The following is a 15850-nucleotide window of genomic DNA, read 5'->3' as shown; positions in this document are numbered from 1 at the left end:
CCTTATTCTTGTATTGTCGTGTCGTAACCACTTTTTTCTAAGTGATTTTTACTGCACTCTTGGTCTTTTCGAGAATTAAAACTTAATCGCAGTGCACCATCAATACCTTCACGTACTTCAAGAATTTGAATATTTTTAATGCTAATATTTATGTCAGCTAGTAATTGCACAACCTTGGCAATTGCTCCCTTTTGATCTCGAATATCAACATATAAATCGTAAAATGCTGGGATAGCACCACGAGTTTTTTCTGGAATACCATCACGGTATAATTTTGCTGCATCAAGGTATTCAACCATTCGATTCTTTTCATTCTTGTCAACTAATTCTTTTAGATACGACATTTCAGTTATCCACTCTTCTAAAAGAACAGATAACTTTCCACTATTATGATAGAAAATATCTTGCCACATCAATGGGTTACTAGATGCAATTCTAGTGATATCACGAAAACCTCCCGCTGCAAGCTTCGGTAAGTATGCATGTGTTTCTTCCCATTTCTTCGCTTGATGCACGAGAGAAGATGCAATGAGATGTGGAAAATGAGAGACTACGCCTGTCATTTCATCATGTTCTTCTGATTTAAGTACAACAAATTTACTTTTTAAAGGTGTTAAAATATTTTTTAATAGATCTACCATTTCTGGTGTGCTTCGAATCGACGGAGATAATATGTATATAGCATTTTCAAATAAATGTACTTTCGCTGCCTCAACACCACGTTTATGTGATCCGGCCATCGGATGTCCACCAATAAATGAAATGCGTTCATTTATTAATTCTTCTGCGGTTTCTATAATTGACCCTTTTACTGAAGCCGTATCAGTAACGATTACTTGATGGTTAAAAGTAATTTCATTTAAAGCTTTCATTAATTTAATTGTTTCTGTTATCGGTGCGGACAAGATAATAATGTCAGCATCTTTTGCCGCTGCGGTGAAGTCGGTATATGCTTTATCTATAATTTCATTCATGACACTAAACTCAAGGCTAGAACCATTTACATCATAGCCAATAATAGTATGTTTTCCTTCTGATTTGATTGCTTTTGCAATAGACCCACCAATTAATCCTAATCCTGCAACTAATATTCTCTTTTTAACCATTATCTCACCTAATCTGTTCTGTAAATTTCTTTAAAACTTGTTGGAGTTCTTTCATATCATCATCATTACCGATTGTAATTCTGATGGTGTTAGGATAACCCAATAACTCACCTGGTCGTACAATAAATCCATATTTTATTAAAAAATCAAAAGCATCTAAACCGCTAACTGAAGTTGAAACTAAAATAAAGTTCCCTTGTGTTGGGTAATAGCTCAATTCAATAGAATCTAAAAAGGTATAGAAATCATTTCTTACCTGGCGATTATTTTCACTTATTTCATTAATGAAATTTTGATCTTTGAGTGCATGAACAGCAGCCATTTGAGCGATTGAAGTCGTGTTAAAAGGTCCTCTAACTACATTTAAATGATGAATTAAGTCAGGATGACCGATTCCATATCCAATTCTCAATCCAGCTAAACCATACGCCTTTGAAAAAGTACGTAAAGAAATTAAGTTTGGATAGTCTTTTAAGTATGCAAATGTATCAAGTTTAACCTCTTCATCAACAAATTCAAGATAAGCTTCATCCAGTACAACTAAAACATCTTTTGGACAATTTTTTAGAAAGTATTCGATTTCCTTTTGAGAAGATAAAGTACCTGTTGGATTATCAGGAGCACAAATCCATACGACAGATGTATTTTCGTCAATTGCTTCAAGCATTTTTTCTAAATCATGTTTACCATTTGGTTTTACAGGAATTTCTTTAGCAATCCCACCTTCAACTAAGGTGTTATGCTTATATTGGGGAAAAGAATTTGCTGCCATTACAGTATTTCTGCCATTAAAGACAAATGCACGGCAAATAATCGTTATGATTTCTTCTGAACCAGCACCAAAAAGCAAGCGATTTTCTTCAAGGTTATAAAACGAAGCTAGTGCTGTTCGAAGTTCACCTGTATGACCATCGGGATAAATATTAAAATCAGGCAAATTCTCTTGTAATACCTTTTTTACTTTCGGAGAATATCCATAGACATTTTCATTTGAGGATAATTTCACAATTTTATCTAATTGTAATTCTTCTTTTATTTCATTCAGTTGCTTTCCTTGTTGGTAAGCATTTAAATGACTTAATATTTCTTTCTGTTTCAATTATTGCTCTCCTCTCTTCTCAACTAAATCTGGTCTCAACTTAATTGCATCATTACGAAAAACATGATGAATCTCTTCTTGGTTTACTGCGGTATTTACAACCATCATAATTCGAATGCATGATTTTAGACTGTTTTCCACATTTATCTCTGCCATACACATGACAGGTACATATGTCCAACCACTAAATTCGCGAAGTGCTTTAGCTGGAAACGTGGCATTTAAATCATCCGTAACAGAAATAAACACATGAGAAACGTCAATTGGTTTTACATTATTTTTCTCAATCATTTCTTCTAAAGTAAGTTTTGTTTGTTGGATCATATCTTCTGCTGTATTCGTGTTAACTGTTGTTGCGCCACGTATTCCTCGTGATATCATTTTAACACCAACCTCTCTTTAAAAATTTCTAGATGATCTATTAGTTCTGCATCCGATAATTCGTAATTTATTAGCTTTTCTGGTGCTTTTAATAATACCATTTTAATTTGCTGATTGATTGTTTTTTTATCAGCTTTCATTTTATTTAGAATTCTTTTGCTATCATAATCAAAAGCATGAATAGGATAGTTATTATTGTTCAGCCAATCCTTAAGATTAACAAATGGTAAATCAACAGAAAACACTGATTCACTTACATGTATCGCGAATAAAAGTCCAATAGCTACAGCTTCACCATGGGTTATTTTCCCGTAGCCGAGTTCAGCTTCTAGTGCATGAGCAAATGTATGTCCTAGATTCAAATAACTGCGGATTCCCTGCTCTTTTTCGTCTGCTTCCACGATATCTGCTTTTACTTTTATTGCTTGTAAAAGATCATTTGCAAGTTCTTCTTGTGTTCGAAAAGATAAATCCTTTTTTAAAATATCTTCAAATAATCGCTCGTTAGCTATCAAGCCTTCTTTAATGATCTCTGCATAACCTGAACGAATTTCAGATATAGGTAGCGTTGTAAGTGTTGCTACATCATAAATGACACTAGCAGGTGGATAAAAAGCACCAATTAAATTCTTTCCGAGTGGATGGTTAATTGCTACCTTTCCACCAACACTACTATCATGGGCTAAAATAGTTGTAGGCATCTGAATATAATCGATCCCACGCATAAAGGTTGCTGCCACCAAACCAGCCAGATCTCCTACTACTCCGCCACCTAGAGCTATTATTAAAGAGTTTCTATCTAAACCATTTTTGATTGCCTCGGTTTGTATCTCTGTATACCATTCTATGCTTTTAGTATTCTCACCTGCTGGCAAGATTTTTTCGTGAAATTGCTTGCCATCTAATGCTGAGCGAATATCGCTTAAATAATGCTCCGCGACATTTTCATCTGTAATTATAAAAATGGAGGAGTAATCTTTAGAGATATACTCCTTCAAATGTTTGCGAACATCTTTACCAATTATAATTGGATATGTATTCGTACTGGTTTTAATGGTTAGCTTCTCCATTAAAACCACCTAATTTCTTCACGGTATTGATCCAGTGCATCCTTTAATTGTGAAAATTGGTCGCTTGTGAATTGTTCAGTAATAGCTTTTGCAATTTCAATAGCTACAACATGTTCCATAACGACTGAAGCTGCAGGTACAGCACAAGGATCAGAGCGCTCCACAGTTGCTTTGATTTGTTCTTTTGTATTAATATCTACACTTTGAAGAGGTTTTTTCATCATTGTAGGAATTGGCTTCATCACACCACGTACAACTATTGGCATCCCTGTAGTCATTCCACCTTCAAATCCACCTAATCGATTAGATGTACGGTAATAACCTTGTTCTTCGTTGTAAGCTATTTCATCATGGTTTTCACTACCGAAGATTTTAGCAGCTTGAAAACCAATTCCGAATTCTACGCCTTTAAAAGCATTTATACTAACAACACTTCCAGCTATTCTTGAATCTAGTTTACGATCAAAATGTACATACGAACCAATACCAGCTGGTACACCTTCAACTCTTACTTCACATACACCGCCAACAGTGTCACCTTCAAGTTTTGCTTGGTCAATTGCTTTCATCATTTCTGCTTCAGCAGACGAATCTAGCACCATTACTGGTGATTTTTGTGAGATTTCTTGTCTTTCTGTCATTGAAAGGCTGTCATTATCTTCAGCTACAATTCCAGCAATCTCCTTCACATATCCAGCAACTTCAATTCCAAGTTCTTTTAATAACTTTTTGGCTACAGCACCTGCAGCAACACGTGCAGCGGTTTCTCTGGCTGAAGATCTTTCTAAAATATTTCGAATATCTCTATGGCCATATTTTATCGCGCCATTTAGATCAGCATGTCCTGGTCTTGGACGAGTAACAACACGACGAATTTTAGTATCTTCAGGAATTGGGTCTTCCCCCATTACATCTGTCCAATGAATGAAGTCATCATTGGTAAGCGTTAATGAAATTGGTGAACCTAGTGTTTTTCCATGTCTGATTCCACCCGTAATTTCAATGAGATCTGTTTCAATTTGCATTCTTTTCCCGCGGCCATATCCTTGTTGTCGACGTAAAAGAGAATGATTAATATCTTCTTTAGTAATTGGCAAATTAGAAGGTATACCTTCTATTATTGTAGTTAATTGTTTCCCATGTGACTCACCTGCAGTTAGATACCTCACTGTCGCATTCTCCTCTATATATTTTTTTATGTACCCAATAAAATAGATTTCTAATTACTATAACATATCTAAACTTTAATTTGGAAAAAACATATTATAAAATAATCTAATTTTTAAAATTAGTTCTTTTGATAGAAAAATGTATCTAATAATTTAAAGTTATATTTATCTGGTGCAAAGATCTGTTCGGTACTTCCAACAAATAATACACCATTGTCTTTTAATGACTTACTAAAGCCACGATAGATTGATTCTTTTGCTTCGTCTGTAAAATAGATGAGTACATTACGACATACAATAAGATCGTGGTTAATTGGATATTTATCAGCTAAAAGATTATGTTTTTTAAATGTGATATTTTTTCGTAAAGAAGCGTCTACTTTAAATACATCATTTTCTTTTGTGAAATATTTTTCTTTTAATCCAGCAGGTAGTTCTTTTAAAGACTGTTCCGCGTATAATCCCTCTTCTGCTTTTTGAAGCGCTCCTTCATCTAAATCGGTTGCTACTATCTCTACGTTAATTTTCGGGAAATACTCTTTAAACATAATCGCGAGGCTGTATGGTTCTTCTCCTGTTGAACAAGCAGCACTCCAAATGGTCAAACGTGAGGTGTTAGCTGTTAGTTTTGGTATTACAAGTGTGCGAAGTACTTCCCAACGTTTTGCATTACGATAGAACTCCGAAACATTGATTGTTAAGCGATCAATGAATTCTTTTAAAAGCTCATCGTCTTTGTGCATCTCGTGAAAATAATCAAGGTAGTTGGAAAAACCGCGTTTGTTTCGAAGGGTAGTGATTCTTCTTTTCATTTGTGTTTCTTTATATAGACTTAAATCTATATCGTGTTTATCGTTTACTTTTTGTATGAATTTCTCGTAATCATCTAACATTATGTTCTCCTGCCTCTAGATATAATTTTTTTTAAAAAACCTCCGTTCGAAAACGGAGGTTTTGGGGTTTAAAATTTTAGTAAATCCAAGAGTTGTCTACTTTGTCGTAGTTTACTAATTCTTTTTCGTCAAAGAATAATGCGATTTCTCTTTCAGCGCTCTCTGGAGAGTCTGAACCATGAATAATGTTTTTGCCAACAGTGATTCCAAAGTCTCCACGGATTGTGCTTGGAGCAGCTTCAGATGGATTCGTTTTGCCCATCATGTTACGTGCTGTAGCAATTACATCTTCACCTTCCCAAACCATTGCAAAAACTGGTCCAGAAGTGATGAAATCTACTAGTTCGCCAAAGAAAGGTCTTTCTTTGTGCTCGCCGTAATGTTGCTCAGCTAATTCATTACTGATTGACATAAGTTTAGCACCAGCTAATTTATAGCCTTTCTTTTCGAAACGTTGTACAATTTCTCCAATTAAATTACGTTGTACTCCGTCAGGTTTTACCATTAAAAATGTTTTTTCCATTATGACACCTCATTTATTTTCTTTTGATGATTTTCTACTAACTTCTAAAATTATACAAAACATTGCTTTAAATAACAAATATTACCCTATAATTTACGTTTTCCTATAAATTTAGCAATCGTTTCAAGCGTTTGTTTGGCTCGACTCTCTGGGAAAATGTTTAATGAATCGATAGCTTTTTTTAGATATAAATCACTTAATTTATAAGATTCTTTAATAGCATCTGTCATTTTTAGAGCTTCGATTACATGATCCATTTCACTTTCAGTTACCGCTTCAGGTTCATGGAAGACTTCCATCAATAACTTATTAAATGTCTCGTTTTTCATACCATATAGCACGGGTAGTGTGATATTCCCTTGTAGCAAATCATTACCCGCAGGCTTTCCTAATTGTCTTGAAGTAGCTGTGAAGTCTAAAATATCATCTATAATTTGATAAGACATCCCGATATAGTAGCCATACTGGTGCATAGCTTTTACCTCTTTATCCGGAAGACCAGATAAAATAGAGCCTAATTGACAACTTGTAGCAATTAATAATGCTGTTTTGCGTTTAATACGTCTGAGGTAATCTCTTAAGTTCTGATCCCAGTTGAATTTATCCTCAATTTGCTCAATTTCTCCAAAGACTACTTCTACTAATGATTTAGAAAGGGCACGATGCACTTTAGGGTTCTCTATAGTAGAAATCTCTTCTAAAGCACGTGCAAGTATATAGTCCCCAGTGTACATTGCAACACGATTCCCATAAGTATGTTTAATTGTGGGTTTACCCCTACGCAGTTCTGCTTCATCAATCACATCATCGTGAACTAATGTAGCCATATGTATTAATTCGAGCGATACGGCAGCCTTACTTATTTGTTCTGCTTGAAAGTCTCCAAGTTGTCCTGCCAACAATACAAAGACTGGGCGAATTCTTTTCCCCCCAGCTTGTAGTAGCTCTGTTGAAGCATTTCGAAGGATAGGATGGTCAGCTTGAATCACTTGATTAAGTGAAGTCTCAATTTTGTCCAAATCCTTTTTTAAATATCCATAAGTTTTAGGTAGTTTCATATATGTCACCTTTATTTGTAAAGTACACGAACTTAAGCTTTATTTAACGAATTTGTTTCGTACCAGCATGCATAGCAGCCACACCAAGTGTATAGCTTTTCACTTCAACAAAAGAAAATCCAGCAGTTTCAAACATATTTTTTAGTTCTGATTTACTTGGAAAGCTTTTCGTTGATTCATTTAACCATGCGTACTCATCATAGCTCTTTGCAAATACCTTTCCGAATAATGGCATAATAAAACGAAAGTAGAAAAAATATCCTTGCTTAAAGCCAATAAGTTCTGGCTGAGAAGTTTCTAAACAAATTACTTTTCCATTTGGTTTTACAACGCGATACATTTCTTTTAATACTGTCATATAGTCTGGTACATTTCGTAACCCAAATCCAATTGTAACATAATCGAATGAATTATCTTCAAAAGGAAGCTCCATTGCATTCCCATGGACCAGTTCTAGCTGTTCGATGCCTAATCTATGTTTCTTCTCTTCAGCAACTGAAAGCATGTTCTTACTAAAGTCGAGACCGATAACTTTTCCGCTCTCACCAACAGCTTCAGCTAAAGCAATCGACCAATCCCCTGTCCCACAGCATACATCTAGTGCAGTAGCTCCTTCTGGAACTTGCATTCTATCCATAACATCTTTTCGCCAAACTTTATGCTGTTGAAAAGAAATAATTGAATTCATTTCATCGTATTCATTATATATTTTTTCAAAAACATGATGTACACGTTTTTCTTTTGATTGGTTTGTCATCGTTTACCCTTCTTCCACTGACGAAGTGATTAAATGATTATATTGCTCTAATTTATTTGTAAAATATAATTTAAGCTCAAGATCTTCTTGAGATACATTTTCTAATCTATTTTCAAATGCTTGTATTTTAGTATTTAGTAACTGATTCGATTTCGCTGTATTAATATCTAACCCTGTTAGGAACGATTGCTCCCTTTGGTCTAAGTCATCTCTTAACTCGAAAAGATATTTAATATATAACCATTCTTTTAAAACTTCTTTAAATTTATTTACCTCTGTACCTTCAGCAGCACTAAAAATAAGGATGGATGCTACATGTACTTTTAAATCGAGGTATTCTTGAATATCTTCATATTCTTGATAATATAATTTCATTTTGTATTCATTAATTTGCTTAATTGCTACCGCTAGTGTGTTAATAAATTTATAGTCGCCTGTCTGGGCAAGTAAATAATAATATAAACCACTATAATAGTCGCCTGCTAAAACATGGAGTTGCTTCTTTAATAAATGATCTCTTGTCTCATCAGGATTGTTCTCGGATGGAACAAGGTCATGCGTATCAAGTGCAACTTGAACAAGCATCGTTGTAATAATATGATTATCACGATCTATTTCAGGTAATGAACCGTGAAGTGGAATTAACTTCGTAAGAATAAATATTTTATCTTCATCTATTACGGGCTTTTGGATATATTTCGATAAAAAAGTATGGTTTATTTTATTTTTTATTTGGTTTTTATAATGTAGTATTTCGCTAGTTGAATTATTCAAAGCAATCACCTAAGCCCTTTCATCTATTAAAGTGCCCTAGTTATTATAGCATATTTAACCCCTGAACTACATGAAAGCTTTCAAATAGAAAATAAAATAAAGCATTATGCTATAAATATATATTATTCGTTCGTCATTTCACCATTTCTAGATTGAATTACTGCTTTTCCTCTAATTTTTACTGCTGATGTATGTTCTGTAAATTGAGCAATCATAATTTCGTTTTTGTCTAACTTTTCAGTGTGGTGGAACTTTGTGTTTGTACCTCTCGTTAACCCAATAACATTCACACCATCTTCTAACGCTTTAATAACTATATAATCTGATTTCATCCCAGCATCGCTCATTTGTAGTATCTCCCTTAAATGAATAGTTAATATAATATTATACGCTATTGTCCCGTTTTACTTCAATTAATACATCAAAAAAAGGGTACGCGTGAACGCACCCTTTATGGCCCTATGTAGCAAATTACTTAACAGCCTCTTTAAGGGCTTTTCCTGGTTTAAACGCAGGAACTTTGCTTGCAGGGATTTCGATTTCTTCTCCAGTTTGTGGGTTACGTCCTTTACGAGCAGCACGATCGCGCACCTCGAAGTTACCGAAACCGATTAACTGTACTTTTTCACCTTTTTTGAGTGAATCCATGACAGCACCAAACACAGCTTCTACTGCTTTCGTTGCGTCCTTCTTAGAAAGTTCACTCGTCTCAGCTACTGCATTGATTAAATCTGTTTTGTTCATGACATTCACCTCCTCCCAAAATGTTAAACTTGAATTTAGAACAAATATCTTCATGATACATTTGTTCACAAGTTTCTCTCTTTTTATACTGCGTTACCTAAATCAATTGGTAACAACGCTAATATTAAACGACTTTCCATTAAAATTCAACAATATATGTTGATTTTCCTATAATTATTTTTAAAAGTAGAGCTTTTTTAATTTAAATTTAAAAATATAGGGCAAATAGTAGGTAAATCAATGAAAAGTCATCACTATATCTATTCGACACGAACTTTCATTTACCTTCCGTCCTTTAGAAAACAATTTTAATTTAATATTCGTTTTTCCTTGAGAGCGTCACTGTACTTTGAGCAAAAAAATAATAGCAGCAATATATGCTGCTATAGAATGATAGCTAATAGTCCTCCTGAACCCTCGTTGATAATTCTCTCCAATGTATCTTTTAGTTTATATCGGGCATTTTCAGGCATTAAGGATATTTTGCCCTGAATTCCTTCGCGAACAATAGAACTTAAGGATCTTCCGAATATGTCTGATTCCCAAATCGATAGTGGGTCATCTTCAAAATCTTGCATAAGATACCTAACAAGTTCCTCACTCTGCTTTTCTGTTCCAATAATCGGTGCGAACTCTGACTCCACTTCAACCTTTATCATATGAATGGATGGTGCTACCGCTTTTAATCTCACACCAAACCTTGTTCCTTGTCTAATGATCTCTGGTTCATCCAGAATCATGTCTTGGACACTAGGGGCTGCTATTCCATACCCAGTTTGCTTTACCATTTGTAGAGCACTCGCGACCTGATCGTATTCACGTTTGGCATGTGTGAAATCTTGCATGAGTTCTAATAGATGGTCTTTTCCTCGAATTTCTTCTCCAACGATTTCTTTTAGTATTTCGTCATAGAGATGTGGTGGTGCGTGAAGATCTATTTCTGCAATCCCTTCGCCCATTTCCATACCAGCCAGGTTTGCTTTTTCAATATAATCAAATTCGGAGAAACTATTTACGATTTCATCGACATCCCGTAGCCTTTTAATGTTTTGTACAGTCGATTGAATGGCATCTTGATAGTTATTTCGTAACCAATGCGATTCATTCAGTACCATGACCCAACTAGGTAGATTCACATTAACTTCTAATACAGGAAACTCAAATAGTGCTTCTCTTAAAACGTTATGAATATCATGTTCAGTCATCGTTTCTACGCTAATTGCTAATACTGGAATGTCGTGTTTTTCCATTAATTCTTGACGTAAAAACTCTGTTTCTTGGCTAGAAGGTTTCACCGAATTTAATATCATTATAAATGGCTTGCCAACCTCTTTTAACTCTTCAACGACTTTGGTCTCAGCATCTTCATAGTTAGAACGTGGAATTTCACCAATTGTTCCATCCGTTGTTACAACAATCCCAATTGTAGAGTGTTCTTGGATTACTTTTCTTGTACCTATTTCAGCTGCATCATTAAAAGGTATTGCTTCCTCATACCAAGGCGTATGAATCATTCGTGGGCCATTTTCATCTTCAAAACCTTTAGCTCCATCTACAGCATAACCGACACAATCAACCAACCGAATGTTTACGTCTAGCCCTTGATCAACATTAACAGTAATTGCTTGATTAGGTACGAACTTTGGCTCTGTTGTCATGATGGTTTTTCCTGCTGCACTTTGGGGGAGTTCATCTAACGCTCGAGATCTTTCGCTTTCATCTTCAATGTTAGGCAACACAACGAGTTCCATAAATCTTTTGATAAATGTAGATTTCCCTGTACGAACTGCACCTACTATTCCAATGTAAATGTCTCCATTGGTCCGTTTAGAAATATCTTTAAAAATATCAATTTTCTCCAATAATATCCCTCCCGATCCTTGAATAATCTAAAATAAAATAGATTATAGTAATTGACATTACAAGTCTATGATGTTGTCCTAATGAAATATGCATAATAATATAGGCAAAGTTTCTCTATAAACGTATATTCTTCGTATCGAAGGAACATGGCTCTATATTAAAGAGAACTAATAAAAAAACACCCTCGCAACAATATATGTCGCAAGGGTGTGGATTTATGCATTATGCCTATTCAACTAAAAATACAGGTTCTCCATCTTTAACTGTGTAAGGTAAAGAGTATGCAGGAGCAAATGGGTAATGATCGGTTAATAGATAACGAATGTCATCACCATCTACATAATCATGGTCAAAAGTATCAAGCGCAAGCTTTAAATCGATTCTGTAATCGATATATAGATTTCCGAAGACATCCATAATAATTGGAAGCTTTTCTTGACTGTAAGGACTTATCACAGTTGGATGTTCATCATAATTCAACCTTTCATAATCAAGCGTGTATAACTCTCCTTCTACCTGATTACCATAAGGTGGATACGTGTTCTGTCTTTTGAATGTGTCCATTCGGATATTAACACTACGTAGAGCTTCTGTAATTCTTAAATCAATAACTTTAACCAGAGGATTGTCTTCTGGAGTAATTAAGATATATTGATAATACCCACCACTTTCAAAGGCATTACCAGGTATTTCATGAATAGCATTTTCGTTTTTTAACATGGAAAAATCAATTAGATATTTCTCGAAGATTGGTGTATCATCTGGCTTTGTTCGTATTGGAACTAAACCACCCGACTCTTCTCGATATTGATCCACAGCAGCTTGTACATTAGCTAACTGTGTGTCATTTGGGACTTGATTCTCTACTCTTTCACTATTTGGATACATACATCCTGTAAGAATTAAAATAGATAGTATCAGAGTAAATACTTTTATGTATGAGACCTTCAAATCTTATCCTCCTCTAAACTCTTGTCGGTCCAGTAAATACGACATATAAAATTATAATTGCTCCTCCAACTAGACATAAGAAGGCAAGTAAAGAAACGAGACCAGCAGCCCATCCAGTTAACTTTCTTCTACTTAACCATCTTAATCCTAAAGCTATGAATAATAAAATCATTCCTACGAATGAAACATACATTTTAAGTATCGAAAGGGACATTGTTTTCACCTCAACTAAGTAGACTAGAATAATCAAGTCATATTATAACATATCTATACCTTTTGACAGTACGATTTTAGCGCAGTTCGTTTCTCAAAAAAGAACCCAAGATGGGAGGGGCTCTCTCCATCTTGGTTGACTAGATAATACCCATGCAGTCTCTATCCATGAATGCTTGTGCGATTTCATTGTATGCTAGCTTACGGGTTTTCGTATACTCATCAGCCTAAACCGGCCTTATTTAAATAAATTATTTATTTGTTTAGAATCCATAGGAAGTTTCTTTTTCACTATAGCCTCTACAATTTTATCTTCTTTTTCTTTAGAAACAGGCTTATTCGCCATCTTACTTAATTGACGTATCAAGTTGCGTACTGTTTTTTCATCAGTAAAATCTGCATGTTTCACAGAATCAGCAACTTGATATATATCGTCTGGGTTTATATTTGCTTTGTCTTGGATCTTGTCAAACATATTCTTTTGAAAGTGATTCATTCAATACCCTCCTTGCAATTTAACTTCTAAGTAGTATATGCAAGTGAATATATTGTGTTTGTATAATTAAGCAACTTTCAAAAGGTTTACGCTTCTATAGATACAAATTAGCGCTGTAATTAATATTGACGTTGTTAACGTTCAATATTTTTATGAGGAAAAACCCGCTTCGGAAATATACTCCGCTTTCCGCGGGCGGCTGGTGAGCCTCCTCAGTCGCAAGCGACTTGCGGGGTCTCACCGTTGCCTTCCATCCCGCTGGAGTCTTCGTATATTTCCGAAGCTCATTTTAGTGTTTTTATTTCTTATTGGATGAAATCAACAATTAGTTTTAACCTAGACTTAATTTTAGGAATAACGATCTGCTAGAAGTTGTTGTAAATCATCCATTTCTTCTCTTTTATCGCGACTCATCAATTGATTTACAACTTCTTTTGGTGACTTGTCTTCAAATATTAGTTGATAAATACCAGTTGTTATTGGCATCTCTACATTTTGTTCCTTAGCAAACTGATAGGCAGCCTTTACGGTACGGACGCCTTCGACAACCATACCCATTTGTTCTAAAACATCATCTAATTCATGGCCTTTTCCTAATAGATTTCCAGCACGCCAATTACGACTATGAACACTTGTACAAGTTACAATTAAGTCACCCACACCTGATAATCCTAAAAAGCTCAATGGATTCGCACCAAGAGAAGCTCCAAGTCTTGCGATTTCGGCTAGACCTCTTGTCATTAAGGCAGCTTTTGCATTATCACCAAAACCAAGGCCATCTGAAATACCAGCACCTAGTGCAATGATGTTTTTCAAAGCTCCACCAAGTTCAATTCCTAGAACGTCATTACTTGTATAAACTCTGAAACAATCACTGTTAAATAGGCTTTGTGCTAATAATGCAGCTTCTTGGTTGTTGGAAGCTACTGTTACAGTAGTTGGATGTCTTAAAGCAACTTCTTCAGCATGACTTGGGCCTGAAAGAACGACGATGTCATCATAGCTATATTTCGGTATTTCCTCTGCAATCATTTCTGATACTCTTTTTAATGTGTTCGGTTCAATACCTTTTGTTGCATGAATAATAGTAGTACCCTCACCAATAATATCTTTTAAGATATTCGTTACTTCGCGAATTGCTTTTGTTGGTACTACAATTACAATAGCTTCAACTTCTTGAATTGCTGCTTTTAAATCAGCATAAGCAACAATTTTTTCTGGTAAGTCAGCTGCTAAATAAGCATCATTTCGATGCGTTTCATTAATTAGGTCTACTTGCTCCTGCTTATGACTCCAAAGGCGTACATCATGGCCATTATCAGCTAAAACGATGCTAAGAGCAGTCCCCCAACTACCAGCACCTAATACTGCAATGCTTTTCAATTTACTAACCTCCATTTACTATTGACGCTTTCTTACAAATATCTTAATTGGTGTTCCAACAAAACCAAAGGCGTCACGAATTTTATTTTCTAAAAATCTTTTATAAGAGAAATGCATTAATTCTGGATCATTAACAAAGACAGCAAACGATGGTGGTTTGACTGATACCTGTGTCGAATATAGAACTTTTAATCGCTGTCCTTTCAGTGTTGGTGTCGGGTTCATTGCGATCGCATCCATAATTACATCATTAAGTACGTTTGTAGGGATTCGTTTCGCATGATTTTCACTAACTACCTTGATGACAGGAATTAATGTATGCAAGCGTTTCTTTGTTTTTGCCGAAAGAAAGACAATTGGTGCATAATCTAGGAATAAGAAATGCGCTCGGATTTTTTCTTCAAATTCCTTCATTGCTTTCTCATTTGATTCAATGGTATCCCATTTATTAACAACAATTACAATTGCTCTTCCAGCCTCGTGTGCATAACCAGCAATTCGTTTATCTTGTTCAATAATTCCCGTTTCTGCATCAATTAATACGAGAACAACATCAGATCTTTCAATTGCTTTAAGCGCACGAAGGACACTATATTTCTCGGTTGTTTCATATACTTTACCTTTTTTACGCATCCCTGCTGTATCGATAATCACAAAGTCTTGATCCTCTTTGTGAAGATGTGTATCTACTGCATCTCTTGTTGTCCCAGCAATATCACTAACGATAACTCGTTCTTCATTAAGTAATGCGTTAACAAGAGATGATTTTCCAACGTTTGGTCTTCCAATCAGACTAAAATAAATGGTTTCATCATCTTCATCTACTTGCTCTTGTTCAGGGAAATGACTAACTACTTCGTCTAATAAATTTCCGATACCTAATCCATGTGAACCAGAGATTGGGTAAGGTTCGCCAAAACCAAGAGAATAATATTCATAAATTGTCTCTTTCATTTCAGGATTATCCATTTTATTTACAGCTAATATGACGGGTTTATTGGATTTAAATAAGAGTTTTCCAACTTCTTCGTCTGCTGAAGTAATGCCTTCTCTTGCATTAACAACAAAGATAATGACATCTGCTTCATCGATTGCGATTTCCGCTTGCTGACGCATTTGCTTTAAAAGTGGTTCATCCCCGATTTCAATACCACCTGTATCGATAAGATTAAACTCTTCGTTCAACCATTTTGCGCTTGAATAGATTCGATCTCTTGTTACTCCAGGTATGTCTTCTACTATTGAAACTCTTTCACCTACTAGGCGATTAAATATTGTTGACTTTCCTACGTTGGGTCTACCAACGATAGCTACTACTGATTTTTTCATTGAAAGGAACTTCCCTTCTTCAAATTTCTAATTCTTACTTC

At 35.0% G+C, this 15850-nt stretch carries 18 protein-coding genes; all 18 read right to left on the bottom strand.

Features of this window, described 5'->3' with window-relative positions:
• Window positions 1–2 precede the first annotated feature (2 nt).
• Window positions 3–1106 carry a prephenate dehydrogenase gene (locus ACXYMZ_RS04100; RefSeq protein ID WP_458947085.1) on the bottom strand — a complete coding sequence of 368 codons (1104 nt, stop codon included), beginning with the start codon at window positions 1104–1106 and terminating at the stop codon, window positions 3–5.
• A gap of 4 nt (window positions 1107–1110) precedes the next feature.
• The gene (hisC, locus tag ACXYMZ_RS04095; protein WP_458947084.1) at window positions 1111–2205 is read right to left on the bottom strand and encodes a histidinol-phosphate transaminase; all 1095 of its coding nucleotides are present in this window, start codon (window positions 2203–2205) and stop codon (window positions 1111–1113) included.
• Window positions 2206–2583, bottom strand: a complete 378-nt coding sequence (gene aroH, locus ACXYMZ_RS04090) for a chorismate mutase (RefSeq protein WP_458947489.1) — start codon at window positions 2581–2583, stop codon at window positions 2206–2208.
• Window positions 2583–3656 (bottom strand): 3-dehydroquinate synthase, encoded by a 1074-nt coding sequence (gene aroB, locus ACXYMZ_RS04085; protein WP_458947083.1) that lies wholly within the window; start codon window positions 3654–3656, stop codon window positions 2583–2585. Before aroB ends, aroH begins: the two co-directional genes overlap by 1 nt.
• Window positions 3656–4825, bottom strand: a complete 1170-nt coding sequence (gene aroC / locus ACXYMZ_RS04080) for a chorismate synthase (RefSeq protein WP_458947082.1) — start codon at window positions 4823–4825, stop codon at window positions 3656–3658. Before aroC ends, aroB begins: the two co-directional genes overlap by 1 nt.
• A gap of 119 nt (window positions 4826–4944) precedes the next feature.
• Window positions 4945–5718, bottom strand: coding sequence for a CheR family methyltransferase (locus tag ACXYMZ_RS04075; RefSeq protein ID WP_458947081.1), 774 nt, complete (start codon window positions 5716–5718; stop codon window positions 4945–4947).
• Between the two features lie 76 nt (window positions 5719–5794).
• Window positions 5795–6241, bottom strand: a complete 447-nt coding sequence (gene ndk / locus ACXYMZ_RS04070; protein WP_458947080.1) for a nucleoside-diphosphate kinase — start codon at window positions 6239–6241, stop codon at window positions 5795–5797.
• A gap of 86 nt (window positions 6242–6327) precedes the next feature.
• Window positions 6328–7299 (bottom strand): heptaprenyl diphosphate synthase component II, encoded by a 972-nt coding sequence (gene hepT / locus ACXYMZ_RS04065; protein ID WP_458947079.1) that lies wholly within the window; start codon window positions 7297–7299, stop codon window positions 6328–6330.
• Between the two features lie 43 nt (window positions 7300–7342).
• Entirely contained in the window at window positions 7343–8056 is a 714-nt protein-coding gene (locus ACXYMZ_RS04060; RefSeq protein WP_458947078.1) for a demethylmenaquinone methyltransferase, read from the bottom strand.
• 3 nt (window positions 8057–8059) lie between these two features.
• Entirely contained in the window at window positions 8060–8830 is a 771-nt protein-coding gene (locus ACXYMZ_RS04055) for a heptaprenyl diphosphate synthase component 1 (RefSeq protein WP_458947077.1), read from the bottom strand.
• A 122-nt stretch (window positions 8831–8952) separates the two neighbouring features.
• Window positions 8953–9177, bottom strand: a complete 225-nt coding sequence (mtrB, locus tag ACXYMZ_RS04050) for a trp RNA-binding attenuation protein MtrB (RefSeq protein WP_458947076.1) — start codon at window positions 9175–9177, stop codon at window positions 8953–8955.
• Window positions 9178–9301: 124 nt separating this feature from the next.
• Window positions 9302–9574, bottom strand: coding sequence for an HU family DNA-binding protein (locus ACXYMZ_RS04045; protein WP_458947075.1), 273 nt, complete (start codon window positions 9572–9574; stop codon window positions 9302–9304).
• A gap of 383 nt (window positions 9575–9957) precedes the next feature.
• Window positions 9958–11436 carry a stage IV sporulation protein A gene (gene spoIVA, locus ACXYMZ_RS04040; protein WP_458947074.1) on the bottom strand — a complete coding sequence of 493 codons (1479 nt, stop codon included), beginning with the start codon at window positions 11434–11436 and terminating at the stop codon, window positions 9958–9960.
• Between the two features lie 229 nt (window positions 11437–11665).
• Window positions 11666–12388, bottom strand: coding sequence for a hypothetical protein (locus tag ACXYMZ_RS04035; RefSeq protein WP_458947073.1), 723 nt, complete (start codon window positions 12386–12388; stop codon window positions 11666–11668).
• Between the two features lie 13 nt (window positions 12389–12401).
• Complete coding sequence (locus tag ACXYMZ_RS04030; protein WP_458947072.1) at window positions 12402–12602, bottom strand: DUF2768 domain-containing protein; 201 nt, start codon at window positions 12600–12602, stop codon at window positions 12402–12404.
• 237 nt (window positions 12603–12839) lie between these two features.
• Window positions 12840–13097 carry a stage VI sporulation protein F gene (locus ACXYMZ_RS04025; RefSeq protein ID WP_458947071.1) on the bottom strand — a complete coding sequence of 86 codons (258 nt, stop codon included), beginning with the start codon at window positions 13095–13097 and terminating at the stop codon, window positions 12840–12842.
• A 348-nt stretch (window positions 13098–13445) separates the two neighbouring features.
• On the bottom strand, window positions 13446–14480 hold the full coding sequence (locus ACXYMZ_RS04020; protein ID WP_458947070.1) for an NAD(P)H-dependent glycerol-3-phosphate dehydrogenase: 1035 nt from the start codon (window positions 14478–14480) through the stop codon (window positions 13446–13448).
• 18 nt (window positions 14481–14498) lie between these two features.
• Complete coding sequence (der, locus tag ACXYMZ_RS04015; protein ID WP_458947069.1) at window positions 14499–15809, bottom strand: ribosome biogenesis GTPase Der; 1311 nt, start codon at window positions 15807–15809, stop codon at window positions 14499–14501.
• Window positions 15810–15850 lie beyond the last annotated feature (41 nt).

The sequence above is a fragment of the Oceanobacillus sp. CAU 1775 genome (assembly GCF_054482815.1).
Note: the sequence above shows the minus strand (reverse complement) of the source record. Positions and strands in the feature narration are given on the sequence as shown.